Here is a 24,912-nt window from a genome sequence, read left to right as displayed (position 1 = left end):
GGTCATTGCGTGCCCGGGGCCGCCCTTACCGCTGCCCCGCGTCGCGGATTGTAGCGGAACTTCGAGGCGCGGCGGAGCCCCCGCGCGGGCGCCGCCCTCAGGCCGCTTCCGATACCGCCGGTTCCGGCAGGGTGGCGCGCCACTGTTCAAGCAGGTGGCTGTTGTCATCCTGCCAGGGGTGGAAGCCGGGACGCAGATACTGGAACCAGGCGGGAATCGCCTGGCTGACCACGCCCCGGTAACCGAACATCTTCCACAGACCCTTGGCCAGCGTCAGCGGCCGGCGATGAACGCCGTCCTCCTTGAGAAAGCGCCAGGTGAAGTAGGTGCTGAACACCGCCAGGTAGGCGGTGCCGTAGAAAAAGGCGCGCTGGCGACGCCAGTAATCGCCGGACACATCCTGGTAGAGATCGAAGGCCACGGCCTTGTGCTCGGTTTCCTCGATGGCGTGCCACACCCACAACGGGCGTACCGACGGGTCCATTTTTTCCACCATGTCGCCGCGCTTGAGAATGGTGTCGGCGAGGATCGCGGTGATGTGTTCCAGGCCGGCGGTGGCCGCCAACTGGCGCTCGGCGCTGAGATGCTTGCGGGCACCGGCCAGCAGCCGCTGGGCCACGCTCAGGGCCTCGTTGACCAGGGCATCGTAGCCGTCGCCGTGGCCGGCCACGAGATCGTTGAACGCCTTGTGCTCCAGGGAGTGCATCGCTTCCTGGCCGATGAAGCCGGAAATGTCTTTCTGGCGTTGCGGGTCGTCCACCTGGTCGCGGAAGGCGCGTACCGCGTCGACGAAGAACCGTTCGCCGTCCGGAAAGGTCACCGACAGCACGTTCATGAAATGGGTCAGCACCGGATCGTTATCGAACCAGTAGCGGCTTTGCTCGAAACCCTGGAACCGGAAATTCATCCGCCGCGGGCGGATCGGCAGCCGCGCCATGGCGCGGCGGGGGCGGGATAACAGCTTCATGGGACTCTCCGGATCGGGATGCCATTGAATGATGGCAACAACTATGGTCCAGTCAGTGCTTTCCGGTCTTGTTGTGGAGGGCCAACCTGTGGTGATTTCGGGCCGGGCCTGGTTGACCCCCGGGGTTCCGGGAATCTACGTGGTATTGCTGTGCGACGTGCTCGCCGAGCTGGGCCATGATCCGGCGTCCCTGCTGCGTGAACTGGGCCTCCACCGACAGGAACTGCTGGCCCCGGAAAGCCGGCTGCCGCTGGATCGGGCCAACGCCGCCGCCGAGGCGGCCCTGGCCCGGGTGGATGAGGCTGGCCTGGGGTTCCGCTACGCCCGGGCCATGCGCATCACCCTGCACGGCCCGGTGGGGCTGCTGGCCCTGTCCTGCCCGAGTATCGACGACGGCCTGGAGGCGGCGCGCCGCTACCTGGGCCTGCGCGCCCCGTTCCTGAATGTATGGCGCGACCCCCTCGGTGAAAACCGACAGGCGCTGTGCTTGCGCACCGATTTCGGCCCCGGGCCGGTGCGCAACTTCGTTATCGAAGCCATGGTGATCGGTTTCGTCTACATGCTCGAGCAGCTCATGGAAGCCTCGCCTGGCGGCGCGGAAGTGCATTTCCAGGGGCCACCCCCGGCCCATGCGGCGGCCCTGCGTGGTACCGTGCCGGTGCCGGTACGTTACGACCAGCCCCGCGATGCCCTGATCCTGTCCCGCGAGCTGCTGGCTGCCCGCCCGCGTCTGGCCGACCCCCAGGCCGAGGCCCTGGCCCGGGAGCAGTGCGAGCTGGAATTCCGGCGCTGGCGCGCCACCCAGGAGGGCGCGATGCCGGAGCGGGTGCGCGCCGCGCTGCGCGATCAGGCGCCGCCATTGCCGGATCTGGCCGGCATGGCGGAACGGCTGGCGGTATCGCCACGTACCCTGAAGCGGCGCTTGCATCAGGCCGGCTTGAGCTACCGCGAGTTACAGGACGAAGTGCGTTATCGTCAGGCTCGCGAGATGCTTGCCGACCGCGACCAGCGCATCAGTGAAGTGGCCTATGCGCTGGGCTACAACGACGTGGCTAATTTCTCCCGCGCCTTCAAGCGCTGGAGCGGCCTGTCGCCCACGGAATACCGGGTGGGCGGCGTGCCCACCGGAGGCCGGTGACGACACGCCGGAACGCCGTCATGCACCCAGATACTGGCTGTCGCTTACCGGTTCCAGCCAGTCCACGTTCTTACCGTCCAGCATCTCCTGAACGGCGATGTGGGTCATGGCGGTGCTACTGGTGGCGCCGTGCCAATGCTTGTGGCCCGGCGGGCACCAGATGGTGTCGCCGGCGCCCACTTCCACCTTCTCTTCGCCTTCGCACTGCGTCCAGCCCTTGCCGGCGGTGACGATCAGCAATTGACCCAGGGGATGAGTGTGCCAGTTGGTCCGCGCGCCGGGTTCGAAGGTGACCTGGGCGGAAGTGAGCCGGGAAGGTGCCCGCGCCTCGCCGTGGATCGGGTCGATGCGGACACGGCCGGTGAACCATTCCGCCGGGCCGGCGACGGATTCCCGGGAACCGTTTTTGTTCAGAATCATGGTCGTTCTCCAAAAGCGTTTACGGGGTTACCAGGGCTGATTGGCCGGGCCGACGGTGAATTCATTGACCGTGGTGTCCTCCGGCAGATCCAGTGCGAACGCCACCACCTCGGCGACCCGCCGCGGAGAAATTCCGTACTGCTCGTAAAGACCGTTCATTTGTTGGCGGGCTCCGGTATCGGTGATCGTGCTCAGCAGTTCGGTATTAATGGCGGCCGGGTACAGGGTGGCGGTGCGGATATTGGTTTCTTCCATGGCCGCTTCCATGCGCAACACTTCCATGAAATTGCGCACGAACCATTTGGTGCCACCGTACACGGAGGCGCCCGGGTAGTTCTTCAGGCCGGCCACGGAGGAGACGGCGAGAATGTGCCCGGCCTTCTGATCGGTAAAGGTGGGCATGACGGCGGCAACGCCGTTCAGGACTCCTTTGATGTTCACGTCCACCATGCGATGCCATTCGTCGGTCTTCAGCGCGGACACCGGTGAGCTGGGCATCAGGCCGGCGTTGAGGAAGATGGCATCCACGCCGCCAAAGGTGTCCTTGGCGAGCTGGACGATGCGGTCGTTGTCTTCCTGGCGGGTGACGTCCAGTACCTGGTAAACCGCCTCGCCGCCGTTTTGTTTGATCTCGTCGTGGATGCGTTTCAGGTTTTCCTCCCGACGCGCGCCCAGGACCACCCTGGCGCCTTTTTCGGCGAGCAGCCTGGCGCTTGCCTCGCCGATGCCGGCGGACGCGCCGGTGATGATGATGACCTTGTCTTTAATCATGATGGCTCTCTTGTCGGATCGAATTGAAGTGCGTGGTGAGTGTCGCGGCTACTGGCCCGGGTGCCGCTCCAGGGCCTGGCGGGCGCGGGCGGCGCCGGCCGGGTCCACGTGCCGGGCCAGCACGTCGGTCAGGTTGTTAAGCTGGCTTTCGGTCAGGCCGGCATTCATGGCCATGCCCATGTGAGCGCGTAATTGGGGCTCGGCACCTTGCAGAGCCGCCAGCATGGCGATGGTCGCCAGCTCCCGGTCCCGCCAGCTCAGGTTGTCGCGGGCGAAAACGTCTCCGAATAAATGGGTCTTCAGGTATCGGTCGGCGGCCGGGGCGAACTCAAACAGCGGACCCGTCACCGGCTGCCCGGCCAGTTTCGTCTGGTTGGCCGTGCCCTGCGCCAGCAGTTCCTTGCCGGTGGGGATCGGGCTGTCCGGTGTGTCGCCGAGCGGGTCCTCGATGCCCTGGTCCCGGCGTTCCTGAATCACCTTCATGAAAGTGCCCAGGGCATTGAGGCTGCGGGGAAAGCCGGCGTAGGCATACAGCTGCACCAGCACTTCCTTGCCATCGTTGACGGTCATGCCCGTGTCCAGCGCGGTCCGCAGCGCGCCATCCAGCGCCGCCAGATCACCGGCGGCGGCGAAGTAGGCGATGGGGATGATGGCTTGCTGGCGTTGAGTGAGGTTTCGCTCCTTGTCCATGGTGGCTTCCTCGGTGTGCTTGGGAGTTGGTGTCGAGGGCGCGGCCTGGCCCATTGTCGGCAGCAGCAGTGCCAATAAGGCGGTCGGCAGAGCCTGTTTGAGGGTCATGGCGCGCCCCTACCGTTTCGCTTCGTGGTCGGAACCGTGGCCGGCGTATTGCTCGTCGGTCACCTTGTCCATCCAGGTCACGTTGTTGCCGTCCGCGTCCTGGCCGGTTACCACCAGATGGGTCATGGCGGTGTTCGGCGCGGCGCCGTGCCAATGCTTGACGCCCGGAGGACACCACACCACGTCGCCCGGCTTGATCGTTTGAATCGCCTTGCCCCATTGCTGGGTCAGGCCCACGCCCTGGGTAACGATAATGTGCTGGCCTTTTGGATGGCTGTGCCATGCCGAGCGCGCGCCGGGCTCAAAGGTAACGTAGGCACCGGACGCATTGATGGCGCCGGTACCGGGGAACAGCGGGTCCACGCGGACGTTGCCGCTGAAAAACCGCCCGGGGCCGGCCATGGAGGCCTGTGCCCCGGCGGGTGTGATGTGCTGCGCGGGCTGATCGGCCGATACCGCGGTGGAAGTGGTCAGCGCCACGATCCAAAGAGTCTTCTTTAGCGCGTTCATGTTGTTGCCCTTGCTAGTGATAAACAGAACATAAGGCCCAGGAGAGGGAGCAACAACCGGATGAAAGTCATTGGAATCATGAATTGAATGCATGATTGGGGCGCTTCTTATGAGTTAACATCCCGGTATTGTTATTGATTGCGTGGTTCTGCTCATCAATGCCGTCGTTTACTGGTCGTTGAAAACCGGAGCGGCGGGGTTGCCGGGTGGAACCTGGAGGTGCTTGAGCATGCGTGAAGAGTTGAGTGACCTGGCCTTGTTCATGGTGGTCGCGGAAGAAAAGAGCTTTACCCGGGCCGCCGCGCATCTGGACTTGTCCCAGTCCGCGGTCAGCCATGCCATGCGGCGCCTGGAGAGCCAGGTCGGCATCAAGCTGCTCAACCGCACCTCGCGCCGGGTGTCGACCACGGAGGCGGGAGAGAAGTTGTTGGCCGCCCTGCGCCCGGGGCTGGGCATGATCCGGTCGCGGATCGAGGAATTGCGCTTGCTGGGCGACGCGCCGCGCGGGCTGGTGAGGATCGCGGCGAGCAAGCCGGTGCTGCGCACCGTGCTATGGCCGAAGCTGTCGAGGATCGTCGAGGACTATCCCGAAATCCAGATCGAGCTGAATCTGGAAAGCCGCCTCAGTGATCTTACCGAAGGGCGTTTCGATGCCGGCATCCGGCTGCGGGAATTCGTCAGCCCGGACATGATCGCGGTGCGGATCAGCCCTCCCATCCGCATGGCCGCGGTGGCCGCGCCGGGCTATCTGCAGCGGCACGGGGTGCCCGCGCATCCCGACGACCTGGACCGCCATGCCTGTTTGGGGCTTCGGTTCCATGCTCACGCGCCGACTTACGATTGGGAGTTCGAGAAAGACGGCGAGGCGATCGAGAAGAAAACCTCCGGGCCGTTCGTGTTCAGTGAGAGCGATATCTGCGTGGAGGCGGCCAGGGCCGGTCATGGTATTGCTTTCGTCACCGAACCGGAGGTGGTCGACGACATCGAGGCGGGTACCTTGCGGCGGGTGCTGGCGGATTGGTGTCCGCCTTTCGACGGCTATTACCTGTGCTATTCCGGAAGGCGCAACATCAGCTCCGCCTTCCGGCTGGTCATCGACCGGCTCAAGTGCGATGTGCTCGCCGAGGCCGGGGAATGAGTCAGGAGGCCAGGGCTTTCAGCTTGTCGCTGATCTCGTCGCGGCGGCCCTGATCGGCCAGTGGGCGTTGTGGCCGGGCCGGTGCCTGCAATGCTTTCTCGAAATAGCGTCGCGCGCCGGCCCGGTCGCCCTGGTCGAGCAGGAAGTCCGCGTAGAAGTAGTTGCTGTCGATCCCGTCGGGGTTGATTTCCAGGGCCCGGGTCAGCAGCTCGCGGGCCTTGTCGTCATCGCCGAAGCTGATCGGCCAGCCGGGTACCTGGTAGTAGAGGCTGCCCAGGGAGGTCAGAGCGGACCCGTCCAGGCTGCGCTCGTCCAGGGCGATGGCGGCTTGGAAATCCTGGCGTGCCTGCTTGACCAGGGACAGCGCCCCCAGGCCGCCCTTGGCGCCGGCCCAGGTGCCGAGCACGATGCCGTCCCAGATTTTCGCTTCGGCGCGGCGCGGGTGGCGCTCGGCGAAGGCCCGGGTGTGCTCGCGCAGGGCTTCGAAGGCGTCGGCCCTGTCGTCCTCGGCGAGCTGGTATTGGATTTCCGCCCAGCGCTGCTGGATGGTGAGAAGCTCTTCGTCGAAAGCGTCGGCGCGGGCCAGCCAGGGCAGGACGATCAGCGCCAGCAGCAACAGGCGCGGGGCGAGATGGGAAAGGCGTTCGGTCACGGGTTCGCTCCTTGTTTCAAAAAGCGTTGGATGGTGGGGAGTTGTTTGCGCAGCGCCTTGTCCACCAGGAACGGGAGCAGGGCATTGAGGCGCACGAACAGTTTTTCCGGCCAGCCCAGGAAGGTGCTGGCGGCGCCGCCATCCAGAGCGCGCAGCAGGCGCGCGGCCACCGCTTCCGGGGTGTCCATGTGGTTGCCCAGGGCATGGTTGAGCGCTTCCACCCGGGCTTCGTTCATGGCGGTGCGGGTGGCGCGGGGCGCCACATAGCGAACCCGCAGGCCGGTGTCCGCCAGCTCCCGGCGCAGCGCCTCGACGAAGCCGCGCAGGCCGAACTTGCTGGCGCAGTAGGCGGTATAGCCGGGGAAGCCGATGCTGCCGAAGGTGGAGCCCACGAACAGCAGGGTGCCGGTGCCGCGCCGGCGCAGCGCCGGCAGCAACTCCCGGGTGATCACCAGCGCGCTGCGAAGGTTGACGTCGAGCATGGCGGTCAGGCCGGCGTCGTCGTTGTGTTCGGCGGCGGCGAAGTGGTTGACGCCGGCGCAGTGGATCAGGCCGTCGGGCAGACCGCGCTCGGCGACCAGGTCGGTGACGCGGGCGCCCAGGTCCGGTGCCGCCAGATCCAGGCGCACCGGGATCAGCCGTTCGTGGTCGGGCCAGCGATGCTCACTTCGCTCCGCCACCAGGACGCGGTCACCGCGGGCCAGCAGCCGGTCCAGCAGAGCGGCGCCGATGCCGCCGCTGGCGCCCAGCAGCAGCCAGGTGCGAGGCTCAGCCATGGGCCATCTCCCGCGCGGTTTGTCGGGCGGTGACCGGCACCGCGTGCAACATGTCGCCGTAGAGCCGGTAGATCACACGGCTGGCGTGGATTACCGCCTGGCGGTCCTCGGCGGCCTCTATACGGTTCATCAGGTCGGTGAAGAAGCGGAAATGCTCCTGGTCCAGCGCGCCATGGGAGTAGAGATAGCTGAACGCTTTTCGCGGCAGGCCCAGGGTCTCCTGCACCTGCTCGCCGAGGGGGGTGGCGAGAGCGATGCTGGTGCCCTCCAGCACATGGACCATGCCGAAGAACGCCATCGGATTGCCACGCTCGATGGCGTTGTACAGCCAGGCCACCATCAGTTCGATGGGCGAATCCGGCTCGCCGTGGCGCACCGACTCCGCGTCCGCGCCCAGCGCCGCCAGATCGTTGAGGATCCACTCCTGGTGGCCGTACTCGTCACGGATGTACTCCACCAGTGCCTCGCGCACCCATTCCAGCCGCGCCGGCAGGCGCGCGCCGCAGGCCATCATCAGTGGCACGGTGTGCTTGACGTGGTGGTAGGCCTGGCTGAGGAAATAGCGGTAGCTGTCGAGGGTGAAACGACCTTCGGGGATCGCAGCCAGAACCGGCGCGCGTAGCAGGTGCTCGCGGGCGTCCCGGGTTTGCTGTTGCAGGGTATCGAAGAACATGGCGGAACCTCTCGGAATCAGACTCGGGACACCGGCGTGGCCGGCGCGTGGGGGTAACGGTGGGCAATGGCGTCGCGGCGTGGCCGGCCATTGGCGGTAGCCAGGCCGTTGTCGACGCTGAAGGGTTGCTCGGCGATCACCACCCGGGCCACGCGGGCGTAGTCCGGCAGGGTGGCGTTGACCGCTTCGATCTGGGCATGCAGGCGCTCGATATCGGCGCCGGGGGCGGGCACCACCACGGCGCTGAGAGCCGGCTCGCCGTCTCCCTGAACGACCAGGGACCGAAGGGTGTCGCAGCCCTGGAAGGCGCTTTCCACCCATTCCGGACTGACGTTGCGACCATAGGCGGTGATCAGCAGGTTCTTGCGCCGGCCATGCACATACAGGAAACCGTCGTCGTCCAGACGGCCCAGGTCGCCGGTGGGCCACTCGGCGCCGGCGTCCTGGTCCAGGTAGCCGGCCATCACGGCGTCGCGGACCCGGATCTCGCCGTCGGCGTCGATCCGGACCCGGGCATGGGGAAGCACCTGGCCAACGCTGCCGGGACGGTCGGCGCCGGGTCGATTGAGGGCCACCACCGAGCCACATTCGGACAGGCCGTAGCCTTCATACACCGGTAAACCCAGCGCCCGGGCCCGGGTCAGCAGGCCGCGATCGACCTTGCCGCCGCCCACGGCGATAAAGCGCAGCGACGCCGGCGGGGGCATGCCGGCCTCGGCCAGCATGACCAATACACGCAGCAATTCTGGCACCAGGATCAGGCTGTGTGGTTGCCAGCGGTGAAGCCCTTCGGCGAACACCATGGGGTCGAGTCGCGAGCTGCCGGTGAACCCCAGCGTGGCCAGGTCGGGCAGCAGGACCCGGGCGCCCAGCCACAGCGGCACGTACACACCGGCCACGTTCTCCAGCAGGGTGGCCAGGGGCAGCACGCACAGGTGGCGCGCGCCGGCGTGAGGCGCCAGCGCATCGGCCAGCGCCGTTACCGTGCGGCGCAGATGGTCGCCGCTCAGCCGTACGCCCTTGGGCGTGCCGGTGCTGCCAGAGGTGAAGGTGATCTTGGCCAGGTCGTCGACCGCCCGTATTCCGGCCACGCCGGTGCCGCTGAGCCGGTCCCGGTCGGCCTGATAGAGAGCATCCAGCCGGGCGACATTGACCAGGTGACGGCGTTGCTCATCACTGAAGAAGGGGGGCACCGGCACCACCGGTATTCCCGGTCTCTGGGCCGCCAGGTCGGTCACCACCCAGTCGCGGCCATTGCCGCCTTCCAGCGCCAGCCGCCGCACGCCAGCGGCGCGGAGCCGTTGGCTCCGTTGTTCGATGCGCCGCAGGAGCGCCGCATAGGTAAGCACGCCGTCGCCGTCTTCCAGGGCGACGGCTTCGGGCCGTTGCCGGGCGTGGGCGGCCAGCCGTTCAAGCAACCACGTCATGGCGCACCTCCGGGTCACCGTAATCGGGCACGGGATGGAGCCAGCCGGCATCGCTGAGTCGCCGGTGCCCGGGCGGCACATAGCCAGCCATGACGATTGGGTCGTGGCGATAATAGTCGCCCCAACGCGCCGCGCCCGCCTGCAGCCGGGCCGGGTCCGCCGGCGCCACCCTCACCGGCGCCAGCCCCAGCCGGGTGAACATGTTGCGCACCTGCACGGTGGCGGTGAAGACGATCCAGTCCACGCCCAGGGACGGCAGCAGCCCGGTCAGGGCAATGAACAACAGGCGCCCGGCGCCGGACCCGTCCGCCGCCAGGCCGGCCACCTCAAGAAGGCGGTGGCGCGCTACCGGTGCCCCCGCCAGCGAGCCCACGGCGTCTTCCAGGGGCTGGTCCAGATACTGTTCCAGGAACAGCCGCCGGCCCGGAGCCGGGGTCAGGGCGGCCACTGCCCGCGGCGTGCCGTCCGGCGCGCGCAGAGTCATCAAGGCCGGCGCGCTGATGCGCGGTCGGGCGTTGTAACATTGGCGGTAGCGTTGCCGCACAAAGGCGGCGGCGGATCGGTAGCCCGGCTCGTCGGGATGGCACAGGCGGGGCTCCAGGTGCTCACCTTGCAGCGTGAGAGGGCGGCGCAGGCAAAAAAGATCGAGGTCGGTCGGCGTCATGGGGCACTCCCGGTTCTGAGAGTTCCATTGCGCGCCGGCAACCTTAATAACGCCTTAACGAAAGAAAAGCGCCAAAAAACCGGAACCGTGACGATTCTCAGGTAATCGATAAGCAAAATCATTTTTAATCAGAATTCGAGAAAGAGGGGCCCGTTCATGGAAGACAACAACGCCAGTAATCTGTATCGCGCGCCCGAGGCCGATGTGACCCCGGCGGGTCAGGAGGTGGCGCCCTTTTATGTGGTTTCTCCGTTCAAGCTCACGCTGCTGTTCTGGATCACCATGGGGATCTACGACCTTTACTGGCATTACAAGAACTGGGCGCTTTACCGCGAAGCCCGTGGCGGTGGCGGGCTGCCGGTGATGCGCGCGCTGTTCAGTATTTTCTTCGCGCCGTCGTTGTTTCAGCGCATGTCGAAGGAAGCCCGGGAGGCGGGAGTGACGGGCGGGACACCGGCGGTGCTTCTGTCGGTGGTCTATGTGTTTTTTACTCTGATTTCCAACTTCACCTATATGGCGCAGGGCTCGGGGCCGGAAGCCTTGCTGGTGCAGTTGCTGTCGATGGGCTGCATGATTCCGATCTGGTGGGTGCTCTGGCGGGCCCAGAAACGGGTCAACGCCACGCTGGGCGATGCCGCCGGCGAGACCAATCATCGTCTTACCCGGGCCAACTGGATCTGGATCGTGCTGGGCGGTCTGCTGTGGCTGGCCACCTTGCTGTCGCTGGTGGTTTGGGTGGCCTCCCTGGCGGGAGTGGTGGACGGCTAGCGCCGTCCACGCCGGTCCCGGTGTTGCCGGTGCTCCCTGGAATCAGAAATCCAGGCTGTACCCCAGGGTGAGAAGCCGCCCACGGCCTTTGAAATACTGGTAGGAAAGGGTGGTGGCGCTTTGCGAGAAGTAAGAGAAATAGTCCTCGTTGAAAAGGTTTTCCACCCCCGCCGTGATCCGTCCTCGAGCGAGTTTATAACCCAGAGCCAGATCCACCAGATTGTAGCCCTCGAAGTGGTTGGCGTTATCGAAGGAGCGGCTGAAGTAATGGTGCCCGCTCAGCTGTGAGTCGAAGCGATCATTCCAGGCCGCGTGCCAGCGCAGCGTCAGTTTGTCCGGGGACACATTCACCGGGGTCAGGTCGGCGTCCAGATGACCATCCTGGTCGCTGTCGTATCGGCCGGTCACGTGGGAATAGCTGGCGCCGATGCGGTGGCGCTCGAGTACCTGCCAGTTAATATCCGCTTCCGCGCCATGAATCTCCGTTTTCTGGCGGCGCAGTTCATAGACGCCGTTGCGTTGCACAAGAATGGAGCCGCGGTCCGAGTCGGATTCGAAGTAGCTCAGCTCGAAAGTCACCGGGTCGTGGTTGAAACGCAGGCCGATTTCCCGGTTGTCGGTGTCCACCGGGCGTAGATCGAGGAAGTCGTCGACGCGCAGTCCGGGGCTGGTAATGCTGCGTAGCGCCCGGCCCACGTCGGGCATGCCAAAGCCTTCCGAATAGTTGGCGAACAATTGCAGCGGCTCGCTGATTTGATAGGTCAGGCCGGCGTTGTAAAGAGTGGCGTCGAAGCTTGGGGTGCCGCCTTCGACCCGGTTTCCCTGGGCGCCATCGCCGTAGGAGGCAAGGGTGGTGAAGTCGTCCACGTCCAGCTTCGCGTACTCATAGCGGACGCCGGCCTGCACGGACAAACGTGGTACCACCTGAAACTGGCTCTGAAGAAAGGGCGCGATATTCCGGAAGCGGGTTTCCGGCACCCAGTCCCGATTCGTGTAAAGCTGCGTCTGGCGAGTGGTGTCCTGCAGCACATCCAGGCCCGAGGTAAGCTTTAGTCTGCCATTCAGCATGCCGTCCCGGTTCACGGTGATCTTGCCGCCGATCTTGTCGGAGCGGTTCTCCGATTGGTCGAACAGCGTGCCGGCCGGCGCGATGCTGGTGTCCTGGTAGACGGCCGACCGGTCGCCGCCGAAGCGCGCCCGGAAACGCTGGAGATAGAGTTGCGCCTGCAGATCATTGCCGGCCAGATTCAGATGCCGGTAGTTCACACTGGTGGTCAGCACCTGGTTGCTGGTGGCCTTGCCCTCCGGGTGTCCCTTTTCGGAGGTGGTCGGCTGGCCGGTGGCGCGATCACCGTCCACCGTGACGTAGTCCTGATTGCCTTCCAGGGAAAAGCGGTTGAGGGTCACTTGCAGATTCTGGTTGTCGTCGAACCAGTAGCCGGCCTTGAGCAGCAGGTCGTAGCTTTGCGTATCCATCAGATCGCCCTGGGAGTTATCGATGCCGACGGCCCGGCCCTTGGCATCGTAGGCCACCCCCCGGGATTGGTACGACAGGGCGGCCAGATAATCCCAATCGCCATTCAGCCCTTCCACTCGATAGTCGGCCTTGTAGCCCAGGCCTTCGTGGTCATAGTCGGTCGGCGCGGAGGCGCTGATGCCCGCGTGCTGGCTGAGCTTGCCGCCTTCCGGCCGGCGCGTGACGAAATTGATGATGCCGCCGGTGGCGCCCAGGCCGTGCTCGGCGCTGGCGCCGTGGATCACTTCGATGCGTTCCACCATGGAAAGATCAATGGTGTTGCTGTCGCGGCTGCCGGGGCGCAGCGGGTTGGATTGCGGCACGCCATCGATCATGAACAGCGGCGCGCGGCCCCGGAAGCTCTCGCCCCAACTGGTCAGTTTTTGCCGGCTGGGCGAGTAATTGGGGATCAGGTTGCTGAGCACCTGGGAAGGATCACTGTTGACGGCAAGCTGTGCCTGCAGTGCCTCCCGGGTAATGACCGTGACTTTCTGAGCGGTTTGACCCAGTGCCTTGCCGGAACGGCTGGCGGTCACGGTTACCGGCTCCAGCGCGTTCACCGGTGCCGGGCGCACCAATACCACTGAACCGGTTGCGATTTGGCGCCACTGCAGGCCGGTGCCTGCCAGCAGGCGCCGCAGCGCCTGGGCATCATTGAAGTTGCCGCTCAGGCCCGGGCTGCGCTGGCCTTCGGTCAGGGCGGCGTCGGCGGACACGCCCCACCCGGATTGCGCGCTGAACCGGGCCAGGGCGGCGGCGAGCGGGCCCGCCTCGATATGGAACTCGCGGGTGTGCGCCGCGTCGTTGGTGGCCGGTTGAGCCTGGGCCCGGGCGAGGGGAGGGGCCAGGGCAAGTATCAGCGCCAGGCTGAGCGCCAGGGTGAGCGGCGCGGAGCGAAGCCGGAAAAGCATGTCGTTCTCCTGTTTCTCTGTCTTATCGAAAGGGCTTTGTTATCCAAGCCCCGCGACGGACGGAAACCGGAAAAAATAATGCGATATCAATGCGGACGCGGCGTCACGGTGACCCACCAGGGGGTTACCCGGGTCACCGTGACCGGCAGGGAGGCTTCGAGAAGATCCAGAATGCGATCGGTATCGGCCAGTGGAAAGGCGCCGGTCAGCCTCAGGTCGGCCACGGCGGGATCGTAGCGCAGCCAGCCATGGCGGTAGCGGCCGAGTTCATCGAGCAGATCGCCCAGGCGGCGGCCATCGGCCAGCAGTCGGCCTTGGCGCCAGCCCGGGTTGGAGAGCGCGCCGGGCAACGGGCTCAGGTGGCCGTTGCCGTCGAGCCGGGTGCCTTCTCCCGGGCCCAGGGTGGCGTCCGCGTCGCCCTGGCGGGCTTGTACCCGGACCCGGCCCTGGTCCACGGACACCCAGGTTCGCCGGTCGGCCAGCCGCACTCCGAAGGCGGTGCCCAAGGGCGAGACCCTTCCCTCCGGTGTGTCGATCCACAATGGTCGCGGGTCGTGGGCGGTGCGTAGATACAGCTCGCCACGGAACAGGCGCAGGCGCCGCTGCCGGTCGTCGAAGCGCACCGCCACGGCGCTGTCGGTATTCAGCCACAGCCGCCCACCGTCGGGCAGGGTGAACTCGCCGATCTCGCCCCGCGCGGTGCTCAGGTCCGAGCGTCCGAGCCCGGCCTGCCAGGCCAGCCACCCCGGGATCGCCACCGGGGCCAGCAGCAGGGCGCCGCCCAGGCCTTGCAGAAAGCGGCGCCGCCGGCGCTCCGCCGCGCTCAGAATGGAATCGGCGGATTTCACCGGCACCGCCCGGAAAGCCTGGTCGACGTGCTCCACCTTTTCCCAGGCCCGCCGGTGGTCGACGTTCGCGTCCAGCCACTGGAGCCACCGCCGCTTTTGTTGCTCGGTGACGTGATCGCCGCCGAGCAGGGCGAACCAGCGCGCCGCCTGTTCAAGCGCCGGCTCGGGGATATCCATCCCGCTCATGGCAACAGATCCGGCGCTGCTTTCAGACAGTGGAACATGGCCTGTTCCATGTAATTGCGCACCGTTCTTTCCGACACCTGCAATCGCCGGGCGATTTCCACATAGCGCAGACCATCCAGGCGGGACAGCAGGAACGCCTTTCGTACCTTGGGTTTCAGATCCGCCAGCAGCCGGTCCACCCGGTAAAGGGTTTCGACGATCAGGTAGCGGGTTTCCGGCGATATGGCCACCGGCTCGGGCTGGGCGAGCAGGGTTTCCTGGTAGGCCTGCTCGATGGCCTTGCGACGCCAATGGTTGGCCAGCAACCCATTGGCGATGCGTCCCAGGAAGGCGCGCGGTTCACGGATCGCGACCACGTTATCGCCGCGGTGCAGCAGACGGGTGAAGGTATCATGGGCCAGATCGGCGGCCAGTTCCGAGCATCCCGAGCGCCTGTATAGCACGGCGTGCAACCAGCGATGGTGTTGCAGGTAGAGGGCTTCCACCGATGAGGCGGACGGGAGGGCCTGAAACGTCATGAGAAAGAGCAAGCAGCTTGAGGACGGTTAATGATAACCATCCTCAATTGCAACAGGCAAGCGGGACAGCCCCGGGCGGGGCCGTCCTGGTGGGGCAGGGCTTAGAACTTGTAGCCCAGGCCGATCATGTAGACCCACGGGTCCACGTCCACGTTGACCTTGGTTTCGCTGATGCTCAGGGCGGTGGGTCCTTTCACGGTGGCATCGGTCTCGATGTCCATGTACCACACCGAGGCGTTGACCAGCAGGTTCTCGGTAAGCATGTAGTCGACACCGGCTTCCAGAGCCAGGCCCCAGGAATCATCCAGTTCCAGATCGCTGAAACCCTGTGCCTTGCGGGTGCTGGTCAGGTCTTCCTCGAAGAAGGTGGTGTAGTTGATGCCCGCGCCTACATAGGGCTGCACGGCGGAATCCGGGTTCATCGGGTAGTACTGCAGCAGCACCGTGGGCGGCAGATGCTTGACGTCCGCCAGCTTGCCGTCCAGGCCCGCGCCCAGACCCTTGACGCCGACCTCGTGTTCGAACGGTGTCGCGCCGACCAGCTCCACGCCGAGGCGGTCACTGAGCATGTAGGAGAAAGTCAGGCCCAGCTGGGTGTCGCTGTCCAGGGTGGCCTGGGTGCCGGCGGCGGAAACGCCGTCGAATTTCAGGGTGCCGCTGTCCTCACGCGGATCAACGGTGGCGGCGCCCGCGCGCACGATGAAAGAGCCGGCTTCGTGCGCCTGGGCCGCGCCGGCCATCGCCAGAATGGAGCCGGCCATTGCCAGCGTTACCGCTTTGCCCAGAGTGTGCCGTGAGAATGCCATCTTGCTGTCCCCTATGTGGTCCTGAATGTGGTCCTGATTGCGATGGGGGAAGCATGCCGCCAACACGGGGAAAAAGAATTGCCCCAAATCAAGGTCGGCGATGGTGGTGGGAAAAGCGCGCCAGGGGGCAAAGAAAAGGCCGGGCTGAACCCGGCCTTGTTCCGATCCTCAAGCGTGCGGGCCTTACTTCTTGTTGAAGGCTTCCACGGACTTGACGATTTCCTGCTTCGCGGCGGCGGCGTCTTTCCAGCCGTCGACCTTCACCCATTTGCCTTCTTCCAGATCCTTGTAGTTCTCGAAGAAGTGCTTGATCTGGGCGAGCAGCAGCGCGGGCAGGTCGGTGACTTCCTGGACGTCGTCGTAGAGCTTGCTCAGCTTGGTGTGCGGTACCGCCACTACCTTGGTGTCCTTGCCGGCTTCGTCGGTCATGTCGAGCATGCCGACCGGGCGGCAGCGAATCACGGAGCCGGGCACCACCGGGTAAGGGGTAACCACCAGCACGTCCATGGGGTCGCCGTCGTCGGACAGGGTGTTGGGAATGTAACCGTAGTTGGCCGGGTAGAACATCGGGGTGGCCATGAAGCGATCAACGAAGATGGCGTTGCTGTCCTTGTCGATCTCGTACTTGATGGGGTCGGCGTTGGCCGGAATCTCAATGGCGACGTAGATGTCCTCGGGGACGTCTTTCCCGGCGGGTACCTTTGCAAAATCCATGGTCTGTCCTTCAGCGATTGGGGGTCAGCGGGCAGGGGACCTTGGTGGTGCCCCGTACGACGGGCGCGGATTATAGCAACCGCGCCGCCCGGCTGGCTAATCGCGCAAAGTCGAACACGCCGGTGAGATGCGGGCGCCATGGGGGTACAATCGCCCCCCTGATGTGTACGACAACCGCCTTCAGCCGAGGAGCCGCGCCCATGCCTATACATGAAATTGCTCATCCACTGGTCAAGCACAAGCTCGGTCTGCTGCGCCAGAAGAGCCTCAGCACCCGCAGCTTCCGGCAGCTTACCGCCGAGGTGGCCAGCCTGCTGACCTACGAAGCCACCAGTGACCTGTTGCTGGAAAATTACGAGGTGGATACCTGGATGGGCAAGGTGCCGGCGCAGCGCATCAAGGGCAAGAAGGTCACCGTGGTACCGATTCTGCGCGCCGGCATCGGCATGCTGGACGGCGTGCTGGAGCTGATTCCCAGCGCCAAGGTCAGTGTGGTGGGGGTGTACCGCAACGAGGAGACCCTGGAGCCGGTGGCCTATTTCGAGAAGCTGGCCCACGGCCTGGATGAGCGGCTGGCCCTGGTGGTGGACCCGATGCTGGCCACCGGCGGCTCCATGCTGGCTACCATCGAAATGCTCAAGAAAGCCGGCTGCCGGCAAATCCGTGCCTTGGTTCTGGTGGCGGCGCCGGAAGGTATCCGCCGTCTGCGGGAAGCGCACCCGGATGTGACCATTTACACCGCCTCCATTGATCAGGGGCTCAACGAAGACGGCTACATCGTGCCCGGGCTGGGCGACGCCGGCGACAAGATTTTCGGCACCAAATAACGCGAGGGGGCGCGGAGCGCATGAGCGATTCACCGGGATTCTGGAACTGGAAGATCATTCTGATCGGCGCGCAGATGCTGTTCGTGGCGTTCGGCGCCATGGTGCTGATGCCGCTGCTCACCGGCCTGGACCCGAGCGTGGCGTTGTTCACCGCCGGCCTCGGCACCCTGCTGTTTCAATGGATCACCCGCCGCTCGGTGCCGGTGTTCCTGGCATCGTCGTTCGTGTTCGTGGCGCCGATCAGCCACGGCATCGACCAGTGGGGCATCGCCGCCACCATGGGCGCGCTGCTGTGCACCGCCGTGGTCTACGTGATCCTGGGTGCCCTGGTGAAATGGCGCGGCCCCGGCTTCCTGCACCGGCTGATGCCGCCGGTGGTCACCGGGCCGATCATCATGGTGATCGGCCTGAGCCTGGCGCCCACGGCGGTGAATTTCGCCATGGGCATGACCGGCAACGGTGCCGAGCGGCTGTTCCCCTACGGCGAGGCCCTGCTGGTGTCCACCGTGGCCCTGGTCACCACCATGCTGGTGGCGACCCTGGCCCACGGCCTGTTCCGGCTGCTGCCGATTCTGTGCGGGGTGCTCACCGGCTATCTGCTGGCGCTAGCCCTGGGCATGGTGGACTTCGGCGCCGTGGAGCAGGCGCGCTGGCTGGCGGTGCCGGATTTCGTGGCGCCCAGTTTCCACTGGCCGGCGATCCTGTTCATGATTCCCGTCGCCCTGGCACCGGCCATCGAGCATGTGGGCGATGTGCTGGCGATCAGCAACGTCACCGGCAAGGACTACATCAAGAAGCCGGGCCTGCACCGCACCCTCACCGGCGACGGCATCGCCAGCATGGCCGCCGCCCTGTTCGGCGGCCCGCCCAACACCACCTACTCCGAGGTGACCGGCGCGGTGATGCTGACCAAGGTGTTCAACCCGGTGGTGATGACCTGGACCGCGATCTTCGCCATCGCCCTGGGCTTCATCGGCAAGTTCGGCCAGTTGCTGCAGAGCATTCCCACCCCGGTGATGGGGGGCATTCTGATTCTGATGTTCGGCTCCATCGCCAGCGTCGGCATGAACACCCTGATCAAGGCGCGGGTGGATCTGCATCAGCAACGCAACCTGGTGATCGTGGCGGTGACCCTGATCTTCGGCATCGGCGGCATGGTGGTCGGCAACGGCGAGTTCACCCTGCAGGGCATCAGCCTGTGCGGCCTGGTGGCGGTGTTTCTGAACCAGGTGCTGCCGGCGGCCCCGGAGACCGCCGACGACCTGCACGAAGAGCAGGAATACGTGGCGGATTTGCTGGACCACGCCCGCGGCAAAAACGACAAGGACTGACCGGTTTTGTAGGAGCGGTCGGACGACCGCTCCTACGGCGCGGGCCCGGCCTACAGATCCCCTTTCCGAACCCAGGTTTTGGCTTCCGGCTTCTGGTAGTCCGCCATGCGATCCAGCAGCCGGGCCGGGTCCGATTCCACGATCAGCATTTCCCGGTGCGCCGGGCGCAGAAAGGCTTCCCCGGTGGCGTGATCCAGGAAGTGGGTCAGGCCGTCGTAGAAGCCGTCCACGTTGAGCAGCGCGCAGGGATTTTCGTGCCAGCCCAGCTGGCCCCAGGTCCAGATCTCGAACAGCTCTTCCAGGGTGCCGACGCCGCCGGGCATGGCGATGAAGCCGTCGGACAGCGCCGCCATGCGCGTCTTGCGCTCGTGCATGGAGGGCGTCACGTGCAGTTCGGTGAGCCCCGGGTGGGCCAGTTCCTTCTCCTGCAAGGCCTCGGGGATCACCCCGGTGACGCGGCCACCGGCGTCCAGCACCGCGTCCGCCACCACGCCCATGATGCCGACGCTGGCGCCACCATAGACCAGCCCCAGATCCCGCTTCACCAACTCCCCGGCCAGTGCCCGGGCGGCCTCGGCATACACCGCCCGGCGCCCCGGGCTGGACCCGCAATACACACAAACACTGCGCATGGTTTTCTCCACTGGTTGGCCGCAAAGGCGCCAAGCATGAACTGGCGGTCCGCGCCGCGCAAATCGGTCAGGTAGGTTGTCGGGGGCGGCCCAGGCCGGGGCTCCTACAGTGTGAGCGGTGTAGGACGTTAGCGGCGCCTGGTACGCATGGCCCAGATCACCGCCGCCACCGGCAATCCCAGGCCCAGCCAGGAGATCCAGTCCATGGCGCCATCGCCGAGCAGCGCCGCCACCAGCCCGATCAGGCTGGCCAGCGCGATCAGCAGCGGCAGCGCGAAGATACCGCCCAGGCCCCGGGTGGCGCGGGGCGCGCCCTTCATGGGGCACCCCCGGCCTGGGGCGTGGCCGGCGCGCCTGTGGCTCGCGGCGTCGGTTGTCGCCGCGCCAGCCACAGGTACAGCCCGCTGATCAGGACCACGATGGTGATCACATCCAGCACCGCCCACAGAATCTTCAGCGGCAGCCCGCCGTAATCACCGAAATGCAGCGGGCCGGAGAGGGCCAGGGTCTTGTTGTACCAGGGCATCTCGCGCAGGGCGGCGAACTCGCCGGTGCGCGCGTCCACCAGCGCCGGGGTAACGATGTGGGAGGTCAGTGGCGTGTTGCCGTGCAGGAACACCGCGTAGTGGAAATCCGTGGACCAGCCGCCGCCGGGGAAGGCCACGAACTGTAGAGTCTGGTCCGGCGCGGCGTCCTTGGCCCGGGCCACGGCGGCGTCCAGGGATGCCATTTCCGCCGGGGCGGGCACGGCGGCACCCTGGTAGCCGGCGGTAAGGTCCGCCAGGGACTGGTTCTTCCAGGTGTCGAGAATCGGCGTGGCCAGGGTGTTCACCACGCCGGTGAGGCCGACCACGGTGAGCCAGGCCACGGTGACGATGCCGAGCAGGTTGTGATAATCCAGCCATTTCAGGCGCCGTGAGCGTTTCACCCGCAGGGTGCCGAATTCCAGCTTGCGCATGAACGGCGCGTACAGCACCACGCCGGAAACAATGGCGGCCACCAGCAAAATACCCATGAAGCCCAGGAACAGCATGCCCGGCAGCCCCAGGAACATGTCCGTGTGCAGCTGCAGCAGAAACTCCATGACGCCACCCTGGTGGCCGGGTACCAGGTCGCCGCTGGTGCGGTCGAAGGAAGCGAAGTGCATGGCGCCGCCGGGGGCATCCGGGGTCGGCCCGGTGGTCACGTTGACCACCGGCCGGTCGGTGTCGAAGCTCATGAACAGCGGCACTTCGCCGGGCCGGTTGTCGAGCGCGGCCCGCAGCATCCGGTCCAGGGACAGCATGGGACCGCCCGGGTTGGCCGCCTGCCAGTGGTCGGTGTCGAAAGTCGCCTCGATCTCATCATGGAAGATCAACGGCAGGCCGGTCAGGCACAGCATCAGGATGAAGGCGGTGCAGATCAGGCTGGTCCATTTGTGAATCGCGGACCAGACGCGCAGGGTGCTTTGTTGCATGGGGTGCTTCATGGAAGACTGCCTGGGCGCCCCGGTGGCCGGGGCGCCTGGGTTGCCGGTTCAGAAATCGAGGGTGGCGGATACCAGCACGGTGCGTGGCGCGCCCACGGTCAGGTAGTCGGAGCCGGGGAAGCCGCCCACGGAGGCCCAATAGTCCTCGCCGGTGACGTTCTCCACTCGCGCCCGCAGGGTCAGGAACTGGCTGTCGCTGAGGGCGATCAGGTAGCGGCCGCCCAGGTCCAGCCGAGTCCAGCTGTCCACCTTCCGAGTATTGGCCGCGTCGGCGTATTGGGAGCTGGTGTAGATCACCCGGCCATCCACCGCCAGGTCCGGCAGTTGAGGCAGCCGGTATTCCAGATTCAGGTTGGCCTGGGTCTCCGGGGAGCCGATGGCTTCCTCGCCGTCCACATCCGTGTCCAGCAGGCTGACGCCGCCCAGCACGGTCAGATCGCGGGTCAGATTGCCGTAGGCCATCAGTTCCACACCGGTGTTTTCCTGGTCGTAGAGCTCCTTGTAAATATTGCCTTCGAGACCGGCCTCTGGCTTTTCGCTGCGGTAAACCGACAGGCTGCCGCCCAGGCCTCCGCCGTCATACTTGATGCCCACCTCGGTCTGCTGGGTCTTGTAAGGCTCCAATGCCTGACCGGCGTTCGCCACAGGATTGTTGTTGCTATCCTGCTCGGGCGCCACGTCCCCTTTTTCCAGCCCTTCAATGTAATTGGCGAACAGCGCCACCGATGGGGTCAGCTTATACAGGACGCCCAGAGAAGGCGTCAGCGCATGGTCGTCATAGTTGGCATTGCGCGGACCGCCGCCATAGTCATAGCTCTTGTCCTGAATATTCTGGTAGCGAGCGCCAAGCGTCACGAGCAGGCGTTCATCCAGCATCGACAACTGATCCGCTAGCGCAAAGCTGTTGAACCGGGTTTTGATGGTCATTTGAGGATTGTCGAGATCGCCGCCACTGAAATTGGTGCCAGGTTGGGCGATCTGAGGACGCGAATAGATATTGCCACTGACACCGACAAGGTCCATGGCGTAAGCGTTGTCGGACTTAAGTTCATAGGTGGAGCTGGAGACGGTCAGGGTATGGCCAATGCCCCCGGTGTCGAAGTTGACGCGCAAGCCGGTTTCGCCCGTGAGAACGCTGTCTTCCCGGGCCGTGTCGAAGCGGTTTGCGGTGTAATCGCCGCTGGTATTGTTCACGGTGGGGTTGGCGAAGATCGAATCTTCCTCGCCGTGGCGGGCGCCCACCGCCAGCCAGCCGGTGATATTGTCGGCGAAATCGTATTCGGCGCGCAGGGTGCCGAAAATGTCGTTGGAATCCGAGTAGGTCCAGGACTGGCCGATGGATTCGTCGGCGTCCGGGGCGTCGGTGATCGGCACGCCGCTGGCGAACGTGATGTTGGGCTGGCCACCATCGACGCGGTGTTTCTGGAAGCCCAGATCGGCGGACAGGCGGAACACCTCTTCGCGGAAGTCCAGACCGATGTGCGCCATGGAGAGTTCTTCCTCCTCGCCGTCCACGGCGGTGTCGCCGTCGCGGCGGGCGGCATTGACGCGGATGCCGAAGCGGCCATCCTCGGAGCGGTTGGCGAAATCGGCGGCGAGGCTGGCCTGGCCACCGCTTCGCGCGCCCAGGGTGACCTGGTTAAGCGGCTGGTTGGGGGCGCGCTTGGGCACGATATTGACCGCGCCGCCGAGACCGCTGCCGCCCGGCGCGGCACCATTCAGAAAGGTGTTGGCGCCACGGAACACCTGCACCCGCTCGATGAATTCCGAGGCCAGGTACTGGCGCGGCAGCAAGCCATAAAGGCCGTTGTAGGTCATGTCGTCGGAGAACACCGGCAGGCCGCGTACCAGGTAGACTTGCTGGTAGTTGCCGAAGCCGCGCGCCACCCGCACCGCCGGGTCGTTGAGCAGGATCTCGCCGACGCTGGCGGCCTGCTGGTCCTCGATCAGTTGTTCGGTGTAGGTGGTGTAGCTGTAGGGGGTGTCCATCACATCCTGGGTGCCCAGAATGCCGACCTTGCCGCCCTCGGCCACCTGGCCACCGGCGAACACCTCGCTCAGGCCCTCCTTGGAGGCATCGGCGCTGGATTGCACCTGGATCGCGTCCAGGTTGTAGCTGCCGTCGTCGTTCTGCGCGCTGGTCTGGGCCTGGGCCTGGGCCGTGCCGGCGAGCACGGCGAGAGTAAGGGCGGAAAGCCGGAAGGCGGTCGGTCGCATGCTGATCCCCGTTGAGTTATTTAGGCGGATTCGATAGCCGCGACTATACCCATAATGAGAATGGTTTGCATTATTTGTCCGGTCCGGTTCGGCCCTAGGCGCCGCCCAGACCGCGCCAGATGAGCTGCACGCCGATCAGCGCCATGGACAGGATGATCAGCCGGTAGAACAGCCGCTCATTGACCCGGGATTGCAGCCAGATGCCGTTGCGCACCCCCAGCCAGGCCACCGGAATCAGCAGGGCGGAGGTGCCCAGGCTGTCCAGGGTGAGTTCGCCGAGCCAGATGAAGGGGCCGATCTTGAGCGCGTTGATGAAGGCGAAGGTGACCACGCTGGTGGCGATGAAGGCTTCCTTGCGCAGCCCGCGGGGTAGCAGATAGAGGTTCACCGGTGGGCCACCAGCGTGGGCCAGGGTACTGGTGAAGCCGCTGGTGGTGCCGCACAGCGCCGCCCAGACGCGGCCCGGGCGGCGGTGCACGGTGGGCTTGAACAGCATGTAGGCGGCGAACGCCAGGGAGATCACCCCGAGCATCAGCCGCACTTTGTTCTCGTCCAGGCTGCCCACGGTCAGGGTGCCAATGGCGATGCCCACGGCGGCGGCGGGGACCAGGCGTTTGACCTCCTCGGCGGCGTGGCGGCCCCACCAGGCGCGCAGGCTGAGCAGGTCCATGACGATCAGCAGCGGCAACAGCAGGCCGGCGGCCTGCATCGGCCCGATCGCCAGGGACATCAGCGGCACCGACAGCGAGCCGAAACCACCGGCGAATCCGCCCTTGGAGACGCCGGTGATGTAGGTGGACACCAGGATCAGTGTCCACGCCAGCAGCGAGAAGTCCGGCAGCTTACACCTCGAAGTGGTCGTTGAGCTTCTTCGCCACCGGGGTCAGCTTGAGCTGCGCGAACTGCGGCAGGCCGTTTTTGTAGGGCGGGTAGGATTCGCCACCGATCAGTGGTTCCAGGTAGGCGCGGCCGGCGGGGGTAATGCCAAAGCCATCCTTGCTGATGAATTTGCGCGGCATCTTCTTCTCGACGTTGGCCACTTTCTTGAGCGGCGCCTCGCCGATGGTCCAGCCGTACTTCTTGGTTTTCTTGCGCTCGATGGTGGGCATCACCGCGTTTTTGCCGGCCACCGCGAACTCCACCGCCGCGCGGCCCACCGCGTAGGCCTGGTCCACGTCGGTGGCGGAGGCGATGTGGCGCGCCGCGCGCTGCAGGTAGTCGCTCACCGCCCAGTGGTATTTGTAGCCCAGCTCGTTCTTGACCATCTGCGCCAACACCGGCGCCACGCCGCCCAGTTGCTTGTGGCCGAAGGCGTCGGTGGTGCCGGCGTCGGCCAGGAAGGTGCCGTCGGCGGTGCGCGCGCCCTCGGAGACCACGATCACGCAGTAGCCCACCTTCTTGACCATGTCGTCCACCTTCTTGAGGAAGGCTTGCTGGTCGAAGGCGATTTCCGGAAACAGGATCACATGGGGCGCGTCGTCGGGCTGCTCCTTGGCGAGGCCGGCGGCGGCGGCGATCCAGCCGGCGTGGCGGCCCATCACTTCCATCACGAACACCTTGGTGGAGGTGGCGCACATGCTGGCCACGTCCAGGGCCGCCTCGCGGCAGCTCACCGCGGTGTACTTGGCCACCGAGCCGAAGCCGGGGCTGACATCGGTGATCGGCAGGTCGTTGTCCACGGTCTTGGGCACGTGGATGGCCTGGATCGGGTAGCCCATGGTCTTGGACAGTTGCGAGATCTTCAGGCAGGTGTCGGCGGAGTCGCCGCCGCCGTTGTAGAAGAAGTAGCCGATGTCGTGGGCCTTGAACACCTCGATCAGGCGCTCGTACTCGCGCCGCGAGGAGTCCAGATCCTTGAGCTTGTAGCGGCAGGAGCCGAAGGCGCCGCCCGGGGTGTGCTTGAGCGCGGCGATGGCGCTCTTGCTTTCCTTGGAGGTGTCGATCAGGTCCTCGGTGAGGGCGCCGATGATGCCGTTGCGACCGGCGTAGAGCTTGCCGATGGTGGCCTTGTTGTCGCGGGCGGCTTCGATGACGCCGGCGGCGGAGGCATTGATCACGGCGGTGACACCGCCGGACTGAGCGTAGAAAGCGTTTTTGCGCGCCATGGCGGACTCCTGCTGATATTCAGCCGCGCATTCTAGCCCAGGTGACCGTCAGTTACATGCCCGCGCCGGCAAAAGTGGAGTCCCGGGCGCGGCTCTGGAACAATACGCGGCCGAACAAGCCCGGGGACCTT

General features: G+C 65.6%; 26 protein-coding genes. 5 read left to right on the top strand and 21 right to left on the bottom strand.

Annotated elements, in window-relative coordinates; translation table 11 throughout:
- Positions 1-97 precede the first annotated feature (97 nt).
- Positions 98-967 carry a metal-dependent hydrolase gene (locus JF515_RS07470; protein WP_203102649.1) on the bottom strand — a complete coding sequence of 290 codons (870 nt, stop codon included), beginning with the start codon at positions 965-967 and terminating at the stop codon, positions 98-100.
- A gap of 88 nt (positions 968-1,055) precedes the next feature.
- Here JF515_RS07470 and JF515_RS07465 point away from each other — a divergent pair, with 88 nt between their 5' ends.
- Positions 1,056-2,105 (top strand): AraC family transcriptional regulator ligand-binding domain-containing protein, encoded by a 1,050-nt coding sequence (locus JF515_RS07465; protein ID WP_203102647.1) that lies wholly within the window; start codon positions 1,056-1,058, stop codon positions 2,103-2,105.
- A gap of 18 nt (positions 2,106-2,123) precedes the next feature.
- Here the strand turns inward: JF515_RS07465 and JF515_RS07460 are convergent, their stop codons facing one another.
- The 4 genes from JF515_RS07460 to JF515_RS07445 are packed head-to-tail and all read right to left on the bottom strand — an operon-like array spanning position 2,124 to position 4,604.
- Positions 2,124-2,525, bottom strand: a complete 402-nt coding sequence (locus JF515_RS07460; RefSeq protein WP_203102646.1) for a (R)-mandelonitrile lyase — start codon at positions 2,523-2,525, stop codon at positions 2,124-2,126.
- A 27-nt stretch (positions 2,526-2,552) separates the two neighbouring features.
- Positions 2,553-3,296, bottom strand: coding sequence for an SDR family oxidoreductase (locus JF515_RS07455; protein ID WP_203102645.1), 744 nt, complete (start codon positions 3,294-3,296; stop codon positions 2,553-2,555).
- 48 nt (positions 3,297-3,344) lie between these two features.
- On the bottom strand, positions 3,345-4,094 hold the full coding sequence (locus JF515_RS07450; protein ID WP_203102644.1) for a carboxymuconolactone decarboxylase family protein: 750 nt from the start codon (positions 4,092-4,094) through the stop codon (positions 3,345-3,347).
- 9 nt (positions 4,095-4,103) lie between these two features.
- Entirely contained in the window at positions 4,104-4,604 is a 501-nt protein-coding gene (locus JF515_RS07445; protein WP_203102643.1) for a (R)-mandelonitrile lyase, read from the bottom strand.
- Between the two features lie 229 nt (positions 4,605-4,833).
- Here JF515_RS07445 and JF515_RS07440 point away from each other — a divergent pair, with 229 nt between their 5' ends.
- A complete protein-coding gene (locus JF515_RS07440; protein ID WP_203102642.1) occupies positions 4,834-5,742 on the top strand; it encodes a LysR family transcriptional regulator in 909 nt (302 codons plus the stop codon).
- Position 5,743: 1 nt separating this feature from the next.
- Here the strand turns inward: JF515_RS07440 and JF515_RS07435 are convergent, their stop codons facing one another.
- Genes JF515_RS07435 through JF515_RS07415 form a run of 5 tightly spaced genes read right to left on the bottom strand, consistent with a single transcriptional unit; the run spans position 5,744 to position 9,934 of the window.
- Positions 5,744-6,394, bottom strand: coding sequence for a tetratricopeptide repeat protein (locus JF515_RS07435; protein WP_203102641.1), 651 nt, complete (start codon positions 6,392-6,394; stop codon positions 5,744-5,746).
- On the bottom strand, positions 6,391-7,170 hold the full coding sequence (locus JF515_RS07430) for an SDR family oxidoreductase (RefSeq protein WP_203102640.1): 780 nt from the start codon (positions 7,168-7,170) through the stop codon (positions 6,391-6,393). The genes JF515_RS07435 and JF515_RS07430 overlap by 4 nt, the downstream gene beginning before the upstream one ends.
- Positions 7,163-7,843, bottom strand: coding sequence for a TenA family transcriptional regulator (locus JF515_RS07425; protein ID WP_203102639.1), 681 nt, complete (start codon positions 7,841-7,843; stop codon positions 7,163-7,165). The genes JF515_RS07430 and JF515_RS07425 overlap by 8 nt, the downstream gene beginning before the upstream one ends.
- A 17-nt stretch (positions 7,844-7,860) precedes the next feature.
- Positions 7,861-9,270 (bottom strand): AMP-binding protein, encoded by a 1,410-nt coding sequence (locus JF515_RS07420; RefSeq protein WP_203102638.1) that lies wholly within the window; start codon positions 9,268-9,270, stop codon positions 7,861-7,863.
- Positions 9,254-9,934, bottom strand: coding sequence for a thermostable hemolysin (locus JF515_RS07415; protein WP_203102636.1), 681 nt, complete (start codon positions 9,932-9,934; stop codon positions 9,254-9,256). The genes JF515_RS07420 and JF515_RS07415 overlap by 17 nt, the downstream gene beginning before the upstream one ends.
- Positions 9,935-10,090: 156 nt before the next feature.
- Between JF515_RS07415 and JF515_RS07410 the strand changes: the two genes are divergently transcribed.
- Positions 10,091-10,702 (top strand): hypothetical protein, encoded by a 612-nt coding sequence (locus JF515_RS07410; protein ID WP_203102634.1) that lies wholly within the window; start codon positions 10,091-10,093, stop codon positions 10,700-10,702.
- A 42-nt stretch (positions 10,703-10,744) separates the two neighbouring features.
- On the opposite strand, the gene JF515_RS07405 is transcribed toward JF515_RS07410, so the two are convergent.
- The 5 genes from JF515_RS07405 to ppa form a co-directional block, all read right to left on the bottom strand.
- Positions 10,745-13,129 carry a TonB-dependent receptor domain-containing protein gene (locus JF515_RS07405; protein ID WP_203102632.1) on the bottom strand — a complete coding sequence of 795 codons (2,385 nt, stop codon included), beginning with the start codon at positions 13,127-13,129 and terminating at the stop codon, positions 10,745-10,747.
- 86 nt (positions 13,130-13,215) lie between these two features.
- On the bottom strand, positions 13,216-14,163 hold the full coding sequence (locus tag JF515_RS07400) for a FecR domain-containing protein (protein WP_203102630.1): 948 nt from the start codon (positions 14,161-14,163) through the stop codon (positions 13,216-13,218).
- A complete protein-coding gene (locus tag JF515_RS07395) occupies positions 14,160-14,681 on the bottom strand; it encodes a sigma-70 family RNA polymerase sigma factor (RefSeq protein WP_203102628.1) in 522 nt (173 codons plus the stop codon). The genes JF515_RS07400 and JF515_RS07395 overlap by 4 nt, the downstream gene beginning before the upstream one ends.
- A gap of 101 nt (positions 14,682-14,782) precedes the next feature.
- Entirely contained in the window at positions 14,783-15,487 is a 705-nt protein-coding gene (locus JF515_RS07390; protein ID WP_274380670.1) for an OmpW/AlkL family protein, read from the bottom strand.
- 183 nt (positions 15,488-15,670) lie between these two features.
- A complete protein-coding gene (gene ppa / locus JF515_RS07385; RefSeq protein WP_203102626.1) occupies positions 15,671-16,201 on the bottom strand; it encodes an inorganic diphosphatase in 531 nt (176 codons plus the stop codon).
- A 200-nt stretch (positions 16,202-16,401) separates the two neighbouring features.
- Between ppa and upp the strand changes: the two genes are divergently transcribed.
- Both upp and JF515_RS07375 read left to right on the top strand, forming a co-directional pair.
- The gene (gene upp, locus JF515_RS07380) at positions 16,402-17,028 is read left to right on the top strand and encodes a uracil phosphoribosyltransferase (protein ID WP_203102624.1); all 627 of its coding nucleotides are present in this window, start codon (positions 16,402-16,404) and stop codon (positions 17,026-17,028) included.
- 20 nt (positions 17,029-17,048) lie between these two features.
- The gene (locus tag JF515_RS07375) at positions 17,049-18,359 is read left to right on the top strand and encodes a uracil-xanthine permease family protein (protein ID WP_203102622.1); all 1,311 of its coding nucleotides are present in this window, start codon (positions 17,049-17,051) and stop codon (positions 18,357-18,359) included.
- A 50-nt stretch (positions 18,360-18,409) separates the two neighbouring features.
- Here the strand turns inward: JF515_RS07375 and JF515_RS07370 are convergent, their stop codons facing one another.
- The 6 genes from JF515_RS07370 to JF515_RS07345 form a co-directional block, all read right to left on the bottom strand.
- Positions 18,410-18,991 carry a TIGR00730 family Rossman fold protein gene (locus JF515_RS07370; RefSeq protein ID WP_203102620.1) on the bottom strand — a complete coding sequence of 194 codons (582 nt, stop codon included), beginning with the start codon at positions 18,989-18,991 and terminating at the stop codon, positions 18,410-18,412.
- A gap of 128 nt (positions 18,992-19,119) precedes the next feature.
- On the bottom strand, positions 19,120-19,311 hold the full coding sequence (locus JF515_RS07365; RefSeq protein ID WP_203102618.1) for a hypothetical protein: 192 nt from the start codon (positions 19,309-19,311) through the stop codon (positions 19,120-19,122).
- Positions 19,308-20,447, bottom strand: a complete 1,140-nt coding sequence (locus tag JF515_RS07360; protein WP_203102617.1) for a PepSY-associated TM helix domain-containing protein — start codon at positions 20,445-20,447, stop codon at positions 19,308-19,310. Before JF515_RS07360 ends, JF515_RS07365 begins: the two co-directional genes overlap by 4 nt.
- 60 nt (positions 20,448-20,507) lie before the next feature.
- Positions 20,508-22,676 (bottom strand): TonB-dependent receptor, encoded by a 2,169-nt coding sequence (locus JF515_RS07355; protein ID WP_203102616.1) that lies wholly within the window; start codon positions 22,674-22,676, stop codon positions 20,508-20,510.
- 94 nt (positions 22,677-22,770) lie between these two features.
- Complete coding sequence (locus tag JF515_RS07350; RefSeq protein WP_338015184.1) at positions 22,771-23,478, bottom strand: sulfite exporter TauE/SafE family protein; 708 nt, start codon at positions 23,476-23,478, stop codon at positions 22,771-22,773.
- A 40-nt stretch (positions 23,479-23,518) separates the two neighbouring features.
- Positions 23,519-24,781: a 6-phosphofructokinase gene (locus tag JF515_RS07345; protein ID WP_203102615.1), complete on the bottom strand. Its 1,263-nt coding sequence runs from the start codon at positions 24,779-24,781 to the stop codon at positions 23,519-23,521.
- Between the last annotated feature and the right edge of the window lie 131 nt (positions 24,782-24,912).

Source organism: Alloalcanivorax marinus (genome assembly GCF_016785095.1).
Classification (GTDB): domain Bacteria; phylum Pseudomonadota; class Gammaproteobacteria; order Pseudomonadales; family Alcanivoracaceae; genus Alloalcanivorax; species Alloalcanivorax marinus_A.
Note: the sequence above shows the minus strand (reverse complement) of the source record. Positions and strands in the feature narration are given on the sequence as shown.